Source organism: Neobacillus kokaensis (assembly GCF_014656545.1).
GTDB lineage: Bacteria > Bacillota > Bacilli > Bacillales > Cytobacillaceae > Neobacillus > Neobacillus kokaensis.
The window spans coordinates 70288-82980 of sequence record NZ_BNDS01000002.1 but is presented as its reverse complement, the minus strand read 5'-3'; the positions used below and the strand labels follow the sequence as shown (position 1 = coordinate 82980).

General features: G+C 38.1%; 11 protein-coding genes and 1 pseudogene. All 12 read left to right on the top strand.

What is annotated here, in order from left to right:
* Positions 1-157 precede the first annotated feature (157 nt).
* Positions 158-301 carry a YqzL family protein gene (locus IE222_RS02870; RefSeq protein WP_191269514.1) on the top strand — a complete coding sequence of 48 codons (144 nt, stop codon included), beginning with the start codon at positions 158-160 and terminating at the stop codon, positions 299-301.
* Positions 302-491: 190 nt separating this feature from the next.
* Positions 492-1244, top strand: a complete 753-nt coding sequence (gene recO, locus IE222_RS02865; protein WP_191269513.1) for a DNA repair protein RecO — start codon at positions 492-494, stop codon at positions 1242-1244.
* 277 nt (positions 1245-1521) lie between these two features.
* Positions 1522-2904 (top strand): glycine--tRNA ligase, encoded by a 1383-nt coding sequence (locus IE222_RS02860; RefSeq protein WP_191269512.1) that lies wholly within the window; start codon positions 1522-1524, stop codon positions 2902-2904.
* 27 nt (positions 2905-2931) lie between these two features.
* Positions 2932-3564 carry a transcriptional regulator CcpN gene (ccpN, locus tag IE222_RS02855; protein WP_275671424.1) on the top strand — a complete coding sequence of 211 codons (633 nt, stop codon included), beginning with the start codon at positions 2932-2934 and terminating at the stop codon, positions 3562-3564.
* A gap of 34 nt (positions 3565-3598) precedes the next feature.
* On the top strand, positions 3599-4408 hold the full coding sequence (locus IE222_RS02850) for a pyruvate, water dikinase regulatory protein (protein ID WP_191269509.1): 810 nt from the start codon (positions 3599-3601) through the stop codon (positions 4406-4408).
* Positions 4409-5097: 689 nt separating this feature from the next.
* Positions 5098-6906: a DNA primase gene (dnaG, locus tag IE222_RS02845; RefSeq protein ID WP_191269508.1), complete on the top strand. Its 1809-nt coding sequence runs from the start codon at positions 5098-5100 to the stop codon at positions 6904-6906.
* Between the two features lie 39 nt (positions 6907-6945).
* A complete protein-coding gene (rpoD, locus tag IE222_RS02840) occupies positions 6946-8076 on the top strand; it encodes an RNA polymerase sigma factor RpoD (RefSeq protein ID WP_191269507.1) in 1131 nt (376 codons plus the stop codon).
* Between the two features lie 307 nt (positions 8077-8383).
* Positions 8384-9523 (top strand): acyl-CoA dehydrogenase family protein, encoded by a 1140-nt coding sequence (locus IE222_RS02835; RefSeq protein WP_191269506.1) that lies wholly within the window; start codon positions 8384-8386, stop codon positions 9521-9523.
* Positions 9524-9715: 192 nt separating this feature from the next.
* Positions 9716-10084: a cytochrome c550 gene (gene cccA / locus IE222_RS02830; protein WP_191269505.1), complete on the top strand. Its 369-nt coding sequence runs from the start codon at positions 9716-9718 to the stop codon at positions 10082-10084.
* A 132-nt stretch (positions 10085-10216) separates the two neighbouring features.
* A complete protein-coding gene (locus IE222_RS02825) occupies positions 10217-10939 on the top strand; it encodes a tRNA (adenine(22)-N(1))-methyltransferase (RefSeq protein WP_191269504.1) in 723 nt (240 codons plus the stop codon).
* A complete protein-coding gene (locus IE222_RS02820) occupies positions 10926-12041 on the top strand; it encodes a Nif3-like dinuclear metal center hexameric protein (RefSeq protein ID WP_191269503.1) in 1116 nt (371 codons plus the stop codon). The genes IE222_RS02825 and IE222_RS02820 overlap by 14 nt, the downstream gene beginning before the upstream one ends.
* Positions 12042-12287: 246 nt before the next feature.
* Positions 12288-12671, top strand: a pseudogene (locus IE222_RS02815) (transposase); the annotation flags it as partial.
* Positions 12672-12693 lie beyond the last annotated feature (22 nt).

The window sequence follows — 12693 nt, the reverse complement described above, 5'->3', positions numbered from 1 at the left end:
ATCCACCCTAACTAGAATATTATGCGAGTATTAAGTTTATGCATGGACAACATTAACAATATTTACGTCTTATGATTTTAACGTGGGCAGGCTATGATAATTGTAAGGCTTAGGACCTGAATTTACGCTAGTCTAAAAATTGAGAGGTGGGGTTTTCGTGTTGGATTTAACGTGGAAAGTATTTACCGAAACAGGTAGTATTGACACATATCTTCTCTTTAAAGAGCTTGAGAAGGAAAACCAAGAAATACCCGGTAATTCGAATGACGAGCTAGCACAAATTGATTTTCCTGCTTTCTAGCTGGCCGCACGTTCTAATTAAAAAGGGGCGGAGCGCGCGTTAAGAAATTCATTTTAACCAGTTGTAGATATTAAATAAACATTTTCTAATTTGAAAGTAGTGTAGTTTAGCTCTGCTCACACCCACTTTTTTGGCAAGGTGTGGTTTTAAATGGTGGCGTGCCGGCTATATAGTTTTGGAAGGTGACATTATGCTTCAAAAATGTGAAGGCATCGTCATTAGAACAACAGATTATGGTGAAACAAATAAAATTGTAACTTTGTATACAAGGGAATGGGGGAAGATTGGCGTTATGGCTAGGGGAGCAAAAAAGCCAAACAGCCGGCTTTCCTCCGTTACCCAGCTTTTTACATACGGATATTTTCTGATACAAAAAGGGTCCGGTATAAGCGGTCTGCAGCAAGGAGAAATCAACACTTCTTTTCGTACTATTGGTGAAGATATTTTTTTGACAGCTTTTGCAAGTTTTATTGTGGAACTTACTGATAAATGCACTGACGAGAAGAAACCAAATCCTTACCATTTTGAATTATTATTTCAGACATTACATTTAATGAATGAAGGGTACGATCCCGATATTCTTATGAATATTTATGAGATGAAAATGCTGAATGTGTTAGGATTATACCCAGTATTAAATCAATGTTCCGTTTGCGGTCAGTCAACCGGGCATTTTTCTTTTTCCATCCGCGAAGGCGGGCTTATCTGCCACCGTTGTTTAGATAAGGACCCATATCATTATAAACTCTCACCAGCTGCTGTTAAATTGTTACGGTTGTTTTACTATTTTGATTTATCACGCTTGGGAAACATCTCTGTGAAAGATTCTACGAAGGCTGAGCTCAAGAAAGTGATTGATGCCTATTATGACGAATATTCAGGATTGCATTTAAAATCTAAGAAATTTCTCGATTCAATGACACATTTTCGAAATCTTTTATAGTATTAGTTGACAATACTTCTTGTTTTGGTTATATTTTCATTAAATTAATAATTGCCGTGAAGGAAAGTAGTACTTAGAAAGTTTCTGTAAAAGCGAACCTAGGATGGTGTGAGCTAGGGTATAGAAAACTAAGGAAGGCGTTCTGGAGCAAACGTATAAAAGAGGCTGGCAATTGCACAGCAAATAGGGTGGAACCGCGGGTTAACTCTCGTCCCTATGCCATAGGCATAGAGACGGGAGTTTTTTAATTGAAGATATAAAAAAGGAGTTAATAATTATGACAGTATCAATGGAACAAATTGTTTCTCATGCAAAGCATAGGGGTTTTATATTCCCTGGCTCTGAAATTTATGGAGGCCTTGCGAACACATGGGACTACGGTCCTTTAGGGGTTGAATTTAAGAATAATATTAAAAAGGCATGGTGGAAGAAATTCGTTCAGCAGTCGCCATACAATGTCGGCTTGGACGCCAGCATCCTAATGAACCCAAGAACATGGGAAGCTTCCGGTCATATCGGAAACTTTAATGACCCAATGATTGATTGTAAGAATTGTAAGGCACGCCACCGTGCAGATAAATTAATCGAAAATGCTCTTGAGGAAAAAGGGATGGAAATGGTAGTTGACGGTCTCCCATTTGAAAAAATGGAAGAGCTGATTAAAGAATATGACATTGCCTGCCCGGATTGCGGCAGCCATGACTTTACCGGTATCCGTCAATTTAATCTAATGTTTAAAACGTTCCAGGGGGTAACCGAAACAAGCACAAATGAAATTTTTCTTCGTCCTGAAACAGCGCAAGGTATTTTTGTGAATTTTAAAAATGTCCAAAGAACAATGAGAAAGAAACTGCCTTTTGGGATTGCACAAATTGGTAAAAGCTTTAGAAACGAGATTACACCAGGTAATTTCACTTTTAGAACAAGAGAGTTTGAACAAATGGAGCTTGAGTTTTTCTGCAAGCCAGGTGAAGAACTGAAATGGTTTGAATACTGGAAGGACTTTGCAGAAAAGTGGTTGATGTCATTAGGGTTAAAACAACAAAACTTAAGACTTCGAGATCATTCTGAGGAAGAGCTTTCCCATTACAGTAATGCTACTACTGATTTTGAATATAAGTTCCCGTTTGGCTGGGGCGAGCTTTGGGGTGTTGCCTCAAGAACCGATTATGATTTAAAGCAGCATATGGAATATTCGGGTGAGGATTTCCACTATCTTGATCCAGAAACAAATGAAAAGTATGTCCCATTCTGTATTGAGCCCTCGCTTGGGGCAGATCGTGTTACATTAGCATTTTTAATTGATGCCTATGATGAGGAACAGCTTGAAGACGGAACATCAAGGACAGTAATGCATTTCCATCCTGCCCTAGCACCGTTCAAAGCTGCTGTACTGCCATTATCGAAAAAACTGTCTGAAGGCGCTAAAGAAGTTTTTGCATCCTTGGCCGAGCATTTTAATGTGGACTATGATGAGGCAGGTTCTATCGGAAAACGTTACCGTCGTCATGATGAAATCGGGACACCTTTCTGTATCACATATGACTTTGATTCAGTTGAAGATAAAATGGTAACAGTAAGAGACCGGGATACAATGGAACAAACAAGGCTGCCAATCAATGAATTAGTCAGTTTCTTACAAGAAAAAATTCGCTTTTAAAATGAACTGCCAATGGTCAATTAATAGGTGGTGAGTACAATAGAACTAACAAAACGTCAAGAGCAAATACTGCAAATTGTCAAGGACAATGGCCCCATTACAGGTGAACAGATTGCCGACCAATTAAACCTTACAAGGGCCACGCTAAGGCCCGATCTTGCGATATTAACAATGGCTGGCTATTTAGACGCCAGACCGCGGGTTGGCTATTTTTACACTGGAAAGTCCGGAACTCAATTATTAACTGAAAATCTGCAAAAAATTTATGTAAAAGAGTATCAATCAATACCGGTTGTCATAAATGAAAATGTTTCGGTTTATGATGCCATTTGTACCATGTTTCTTGAAGATGTAGGAACACTATTTGTAGTAGACCAAAGCTCGCAGCTGGTTGGGGTTTTATCAAGAAAGGATCTTCTTCGAGCCAGTATTGGAAAACAGGAACTCTCAACGATTCCTGTACATATCATTATGACGCGGATGCCTAATATAACGATGTGTGAACGAGATGACCTCTTGATAGATGTGGCGAAAAAATTAATTGAAAAACAAATTGATGCTTTGCCGATAGTAAAACAGTCAGATAAAGGTTATGAAGTAATTGGAAGGATTACAAAAACGAATATTACTAAGGCATTTGTTGCTTTAGGCGAAGAATAAAAGAGTAGGCTTGCAGAGGAGATGAGGAACAGGAATGAACTCGCCAATTATTTATGTCGTTTCCGATTCAGTAGGGGAAACGGCAGAATTAGTAACAAAGGCCGCAATCAGCCAGTTTAATGGCTCCGGAATGACGCTTAAACGTTTTCCTTATGTGGAAGACAAGGAGCATATTGAGGAAGTATTGTCCCTTGCTGCCTTGGATAAAGGGATGGTAGCTTTTACACTAGTGAAGCCGGAAATGCGCACCTATATGAAGGTGCAGGCAGAAAAAGAAGGGATTTTGGCTGTCGACCTCATTGGTCCAATCATTGATGAGATTCAAGCCTTTTCTGGAAAAACACCTTTGTTCGAACCTGGACTTGTTAGAAAACTCGACGAGGATTATTTCAAAAAAATCGAAGCAATTGAATTTGCAGTAAAATATGATGATGGCAGGGATCCTCGTGGTATATTGAAAGCAGATATTGTTTTAATAGGTGTGTCGAGAACGTCCAAAACCCCTTTATCCCAGTATTTAGCACATAAGCGTATAAAGGTTGCTAACGTTCCACTTGTTCCTGAGGTTGACCCGCCCGAAGAACTTTATAAAGTCCCAAAAGAACGATGCTTTGGACTAAAAATCAGTCCTGAAAAACTAAATCATATCAGAAGAGAACGTTTAATTTCTTTAGGCTTAAATGATCAAGCAAGCTATGCCAATATAGATCGGATTAAAGAGGAATTAACCTTTTTTGAACAGGTTGTCGGAAAAATCAATTGTCCTATTATTGATGTTACAAATAAAGCAGTTGAAGAAACGGCAAATGTGATTCTGAATTATATTTATAAAGGGAGAGCCTGACACATAATCTTCTGATTATGTGTTCTTTTTTATGAGAAAGATCATAGTCTTGCAAAATGAATAGTACATTCTATTTATTTTTAAAAAATTATTAACTTAAAATAAGAAAAAAGTTATGGCGAAATGACATTAAATATACTATAATAAAAAATTGTGATAAAAATGAATCTTTTAGGTTTAGACTTGCATGTGAACGAATAAACTATTTACTGTTAGATGTCAAGTGAACTAGTCCTTATTGTTCCAAAAAAATTCGACATATTTTTTTTCTATTTTGATGAGATAACAAATGCGTTGATCTGTCTAGTGTAAGCAATTCTTTGTAAAACTGTTCTATTATTGTTTCTTAGAGAAATTAAGGCATTAAAGAAGGAATATGCGGAATGATGTAGAATTTATAAAAATATAAACGGAGTTCCGACAATTTATACTGATGCGGATTCTTGCCCGCTGAAAACGGAAATTGTCGAAATTGTTTCTGCATTCAACACACAGATTCATTTATTGCTTCCTAAGATCATCATTTTAAAAGAAGAGCATACATATCCCAACTGGAAATATGTTGATTCTAGGAAGGTAACTTGAACAAAATTTCTAAAAGATAGAATGATAATTAAAAATTTGTCGAATTTTGAAGGAAATTAGTCGGTGCATGTTGAATACCTATAGTAAACTGGAGTTGTTTTTTCATGGCTGAACGTATTGCCGAAGATAAAATAAACGAAATTCGCCACGCTGTTGATATTGTTGAAATAATCAGTGATTATGTGCAATTAAAAAAACAGGGACGAAATTACTTCGGCTTATGCCCATTCCATGGAGAAAGTACCCCATCTTTTTCGGTATCACCTGATAAACAGATTTTCCATTGTTTTGGCTGTCATGCTGGAGGAAATGTTTTTTCTTTTTTAATGGACCTAGAAGGAATTTCGTTTCAAGAAGCAGCAATTAAATTAGCTGCAAAGGTAAATATTGATCTCGATATAGATATTAATATCCATCAACAAGAGAAAAAAGTTCCAAAAGAATTTCAAGCCATGAAAGATGCTCATGAGCTGTTACGTAAATTTTACCACCATTTGCTGGTAAATACAAAAGAAGGTCAGCATGCTCTAGAGTATCTATATGGGAGAGGTTTTAGTCAGGAATCGATTGATAAATTTCAAATTGGCTATTCCTTAGCATCATGGGATTTTGTCGTGAAATTTCTTTCAAAGAGAAATTTTATCCCAGAATGGATGGAAAAAGCCGGTCTAATTATTCAACGCGAAAGAGATGGAACGTATTTTGATCGTTTTAGAGATCGAATTATGTTTCCGATATTTGACCGTAACGGGAGTACGATTGCTTTTTCAGGGAGATCACTCGGGGGTGAAGACCCAAAATATTTAAACAGTCCCGAAACAGCAATCTTTAATAAAAGTAAAATCTTATATAATTATCATCAAGCGAAGTCCAGTATAAAAAAATTACAGTATGCTGTATTATTTGAAGGTTTTGCCGATGTAATTGCAGCAGATCGTGCCGGTATAGAAAATGGCATAGCCACAATGGGTACATCCTTAACGGATGAACATATTGCGTTATTACGTCAAAGCGTTCAATCGATTGTTATCTGCTATGATTCAGATAATGCTGGGGTTCAAGCTGCTTATCGTTCTGGAAATCTTTTGCAAGATGCGGGATTTGAATTAAAAGTAGCGATGATGCCTGATGGGATGGATCCAGACGAGTACATTAAAAAATATGGTCCGGAGAAATTCCGACATGAAGTAATTGATGCCAGCTTAACGTGGATGGGATTTAAATTTCTTTATTTTCGGAGAGGAAAAAACCTTCAGAATGAAGGAGATAGGCTGAACTATATCGAAGAAATAATTAAAGAAATAAGCAAATTACCTATGGCAGTCGAAAGAGATCATTACTTGCGGCAGCTGGCAGCCGAATTTTCACTTTCACTAGATGCTCTTAAGCAGCAGCAAAAGGAGTTTTATTTTGCTGAAAAAAGAAAATCGAAAGGGAAGAATGAGGATTATCAAAAGCCTGTTATCATTGCAAAACCAGCAAATGAATTAAAGCCTGCGTATTATACTGCAGAACGATATTTGATAGCGCATATGCTAAAGGACAGAGATTTAGCTTATAAAGTCCAAGAGCTGCTCGCGGGGAATATGTTTAATATTGATGAACATCAGGCAATACTAACATATCTAATCGAATTTTATGAAGACCATTTGGAACCTGATTCTGCAGCATTTTTAACCTATGTACAAGATGAAAATCTGAGAAGAATGGTTGCAAATATTGAAATGCAATCGATTAATGATGAATTAAACAATCAGGAATTATCAGATTATATCAAACAGGTGTTGAATTACAAAAAGTTGTTAAAGATAAAGGAAAAAGAGGAAGAACAAAAAGAGGCAGAGCGGCTAAAAGATTTTTTAAAGGCTGCAGGCATTGCAAACGAGATTATTCAATTACGTAAGTCATTATAGATTAATTTATTGTTTTTGATTCTGGAAGGAGGGTTTCCTATGGCTGCTGAAAAATCAGCACGGTCACAGGAGGTCGAAAATGAATTGACCTTAGAACAGGTGAAACACCAATTAACAGAGGTAGGAAAGAAAGTCGGTGTTCTTGCCTATGATGATATCGCTGAAAAAATGGGGCATTTTGATTTAGATTCTCATCAAATGGATGAATTCTATGAGTTTCTTGGTGACCAAGGAATCGAATTGGTTGGCGATAGTGAAGAGGAAGATCCGAGTATTAAGGATTTATCCAAGGAAGACGATGATGAGTTTGATTTAAACGATTTGAGTGTTCCACCAGGGGTTAAGATTAACGACCCTGTTCGTATGTACCTTAAAGAAATTGGCCGTGTTGACCTGCTCTCTGCTGAAGAGGAAATCGACTTGGCCCATCGTATTGAACAAGGGGATGAAGAAGCCAAGCGTCGTCTGGCTGAAGCAAACCTCCGACTTGTCGTAAGTATCGCAAAACGTTATGTAGGGCGAGGAATGCTATTTCTTGACTTGATCCAAGAAGGAAATATGGGTCTGATTAAAGCTGTTGAGAAATTTGATTATCGAAAGGGTTTCAAATTTAGTACGTATGCTACTTGGTGGATTCGCCAAGCAATTACCCGTGCAATTGCAGACCAGGCGCGAACAATCCGTATTCCAGTGCACATGGTTGAAACAATTAATAAACTTATTCGTGTTCAAAGGCAGCTGCTTCAAGACCTTGGGCGCGAACCAACACCGGAAGAAATTGCCGAAGATATGGATTTAACTCCGGATAAGGTTCGAGAAATCTTAAAAATTGCACAAGAACCTGTATCATTAGAAACACCAATTGGTGAAGAGGATGACTCACACCTTGGAGATTTCATTGAAGACCAAGATGCCACATCACCTTCTGAACATGCTGCTTATGAATTATTAAAAGAGCAGCTTGAAGATGTTCTTGACACGTTAACAGACCGTGAAGAAAACGTCCTTCGCCTGCGCTTTGGACTTGACGACGGCCGGACTCGAACTTTAGAGGAAGTCGGCAAGGTGTTTGGTGTAACCCGCGAGCGAATTCGTCAAATTGAAGCAAAAGCATTACGGAAACTGCGTCATCCTAGCCGCAGCAAACGCTTAAAGGATTTCTTAGAATAAATCGGATTTTACAAAATAGTTTATTCCATAAAGGAGTAAACTATTTTTTTGTTTCTTTATCCTGCTTTTTAATTATTTTACTGAATTGTCTCTCACTTTGCAAATGGTCTAATAAACTTTTTTTGGAAATTTGGTTTTTAAATAAAGGAATTTTTAAGCTAGTTGCTTCATATGATTGTGTTATTAAATTTAAATAAATATATTTAAATAGCGTTTTGTTTTAAGAAATTTTTAAATGTTGAGAATTTTATTCTAATCCTTTTATAATATAAATGTAAGCGTATACAAAGGCTCGAGGAGGATGGAAATGAATTTTGATTTAACGACTGAACAGGAAATGATCAAACGGACCATTCGTGAATTTGCCGAGGAAGAGGTGGCACCCGGTGCAATCGAGCGTGACAGAACAAAACAATTTCCTTTAGATATTTTTAAGAAATTAGCTGATATGGGGATGATGGGGCTTCCATTTCCGGAGGAATATGGCGGGGGCGGTGCAGATACGGTTAGCTTTGCGATTGTAGTAGAGGAATTAAGCCGATTCTGCGGTTCAACTGGGATTACATATTCTGCCCACATTTCTTTGGGCGGGGCACCATTATACTTGTTTGGGTCCGAAGAACAAAAGCAGAAATATCTAACCCCAATTTGTACCGGTGAATCATTTGGTGCATTCGGACTGACAGAACCAAATGCCGGGTCGGATGCCGGTGGGACAAAAACAACAGCTAAAGAAGTAAACGGTGAATACGTCATTAACGGGAATAAATGCTTTATTACAAATGCCAGCTATGCTAAATATTTAGCTTTGACAGCTATAACTGGGGAAAAGGACGGGAAGAAAGAGATTAGCGCTATTATTGTTCCAACTAATGCAATGGGCTTTTCGATATTTGATAATTATGAAAAAATGGGGCTGCATTCCTCTAATACAACAGAGCTGGTATTAGAGGATGTGAAAGTGCCGCTCGGAAACCTTTTAGGAAAGGCAGGGGAGGGGTTTAAACAATTTTTAATAACTCTTGACGGCGGTCGTATTGGAATCGGTGCAATGGCTGTAGGGATTGCTCAGGGAGCTTATGAGAAGGCTCTTATCTATGCTAAAGAGCGAAAACAGTTTGGAAGATCTATTTCATCTTTTCAGTCGATTCAATTTAAGCTCGCGGATATGGCGATGAAAATAGAATTAGCACGGAATATGGTTTATAAAGCGGCTTGGTTAAAAGATCAAGGAAGGGTTTTTTCTAAGGAAGCGGCCATGTGTAAACTATATGCCTCTGAAATTTGTATGGAGGTTACGAGTCAGGCAGTACAAATCCATGGAGGAAATGGCTATATGAAGGATTATCATGTGGAGAGAATGATGCGTGATGCCAAGCTGCTTGAAATTGGAGAAGGGACATCAGAAGTACAAAGAGTAGTGATTTCACGTTTAATAGGTTGTTAAAAAATTGAAAATGGGGAAGATAAGAGGAGACTAAACTTAAGTAATTTAGTCTCTTTTATCTTTTTTAAAAGATTATCGTAATAAAATAAGTTTAGGGCTTTTCCTTCTGTTGATTTTCAAGTAAAATAGAAGTTGTTTGTGGGATGATTTTTATTTAAATAACATGTTTACGTACATAAGGGAGGTTTTATCATGAAACGAAATCCGGTTATTCCTTTCATTCTCGTTATGGTATTTGGAATTGGACTAATCTTCATTTTGTCCTTCAAAGGTGTTGGCGATATGAAAGAAATGGCAAAGGATCAAGGTGAGGGTAAGGGTGCAGAAAAGACAGAAGTAGCTGCAACAAACCCAGAAGATATTTATAAATCTACTTGTATTGGTTGTCATGGCGATCAATATCAAGGCGGAGTAGGTCCTGCATTAAAAGGAATTGGCAGCAAGGTTTCAAAAGGCGAAATCAAAGATGTTATTCAAAATGGTAAAGGAAACATGCCGCCAGGTCTTGTAAAACCAGAACAAGCTGATGCAATGGCAGATTGGATTTCCAAACTTAAATAAGATCAAGCTAAATAGTGCCTTTGTGCTCTGTTTCTATTCAGTTTTACATGTAAAAAATATTTTACTACCCGAGGTCCTTTGCATCTGTAAAGGACCTTTTTTATAATAGAAGTAAAAAGAGTGGTGTATTTCTTGAATACTGATAAATTATCAGCCAGGCTGGCGAAAGTAGCACAATATGTCCCAAAAAATGCAAAAGTTGCGGATATCGGTTCAGATCATGCCTATTTACCCTGCTATCTGGCGAAAAACAAAGGAATAGCTTTTGCTATTGCTGGGGAAGTAGCAGCTGGCCCGTTCCAATCTGCTGTACGGAATGTTTCGGCAGAAGGGTTATCAGAAACTATTTCTGTCCGTTTAGGTGACGGACTTGAAGTTGTGCGGCCTGGAGAGGTTGACTGTATAACAATTTCCGGAATGGGCGGAGCCTTAATCGCAAGTATTTTAGAGAACGGTAAGGATAAGCTGGGCTCGGTAAAAAGACTGATTTTACAACCAAATATTAGTGCTGTTTCAATACGAAAGTGGTTTTTGGATAACGGCTGGATGCTGACAGCAGAAGAGATCCTTGAAGAAGATGGAAAAATTTATGAGGTGTTAGTCGGTGAAAAAGGCGAATCGCCATTGATGCCGTATGATTCTGATATTGAAGCTGGTTTATTGTTAGGCCCATATCTTGTAAAAGAGCAAAATGCTGTTTTTAAAAAAAAGTGGCTCCATGAAAAGAAAAACTGGGAGCGTATTTATCAACAGCTTGAAAACGCGGCTGAGACGACTGATGCCATGGAAAAAAAGCAAGAACTAATACATAAAATGCAATTAGTAGGGGAGGTTCTTAAAGTTGAAAATACCTAACGGTCATGAAGTCATTCAATTATTTGAACAGTTTGCACCAAAAGGATTGGCAATGGAAGGGGATAAAATCGGCCTGCAGATTGGACGCTTAAACAAGAAGATCGAGCGGGTAATGATTGCACTTGATGTTCTTGAAAATGTCATCGATGAAGCGATTGAAAAAGATGTTCAGTTAATCATTGCCCACCATCCGCCGATTTTCCGGCCGTTAAAAAATATTGTCACGGACACGACGCAGGGACGGATGATTGAAAAATTGTTAAAACATGATATTGCGGTTTACGCTGCCCATACAAATCTTGATGTGGCTAAAGGCGGAGTGAACGATTGGCTGGCTGAAGCATTGGGGCTCGAAGGTGCTGAAGTATTGGTGCCAACATATGATACAAAGCTTAAGAAACTGGTTGTTTTTGTACCTGCCAGCCATGCTAATCAAATTCGACAAGTTCTAGGGGATGCAGGGGCTGGATTTATCGGCGGTTACAGCCATTGCTCGTTCACTGCAGAGGGTACAGGCAGGTTTATGCCTGGGGAAGAAACAAACCCTTATATCGGGAAGTCTGGAGAGCTGGAGGCAGTGGATGAGGTTCGGATTGAAACAATTGTGCCTGAACCGTTGTTGAAAAAAACACTATCCTTAATGATCAAAGCCCACCCGTACGAAGAGGTAGCCTATGATATCTATCCTATAGATAATAAAGGAGAAGTCTTAGGACTAGGCAGAATTGGAAAAATTGCTGAAATGACTTTAGCGGAGTTTGCTGAGAAGGTAAAAACAGACCTAGAGGTAGACAGAGTCCGTGTTGTTGGCGATTTAACAGCAAAGATTAAAAAGGTGGCGGTGTTAGGAGGAGACGGCAACAAGTATTTCAGCACTGCTAAAATTAAGGGAGCAGATGTGTATGTAACAGGTGATATTTATTATCACACTGCACATGACGCAATGATGCAAGGCTTAAATATTGTTGACCCGGGCCACAATGTTGAAAAGGTCATGAAGAAGGGGTTAACGAAAACATTGCAGAATATGTGTAGGAATGCAGGGTATGAAATAGAAATTTTCCCTTCCGAAGCAGAGACAAATCCGTTTCAATTTATATAAAAAGAGGGTGTGTCCCAAAAGTAGATAACTTTTAGGGACATTCCCTCTTTTGTTTATGTACTCTAAAATTGGTCTGTTGATTTCCGCTCCAATCAACAGAGTGGAAAAAATAAGTCATTATTCTTTGTACAAAAAAATAAGAAAATCATCCCATTTGGTATAATGAAGTTACCACACCACATTAACTAAAAGGAATGATTTTCTTATGTACATGAATATACCACGACCGGCCAATTAGTTCTACCTATGGATATTGAAGTCTTGATCCCCGAACACCATCTTTGCCGAATCGTTGACTTGGCTGTTGAAAAGATGAATCCAAACATCCTTAGCTCTCTTCATCCAGGTGGAGGCCGTCCTCCCTACCATCCCAAAATGATGTTAAAAGTGGTCCTCTATTCCTATATCAATCGTATTGATTCATCTCGCCAAATGGCAAAACAACTGCGTGAAAAAATTTATTTTATGTGGCTATCTGGCAGCCAAACTCCAGATTTTCGTACAATAAATCGTTTCCGTTCTAAACGTATTAAGGACGTTACTTACGAGACGTTTTTTTCCCTTGTCGATTTACTTTGCTAAGAAGTGCTCGTAAAACTCGAAGATTACTTTTTCGATGGAACCAAAATTTAAGCCAATGCCAATAAATATA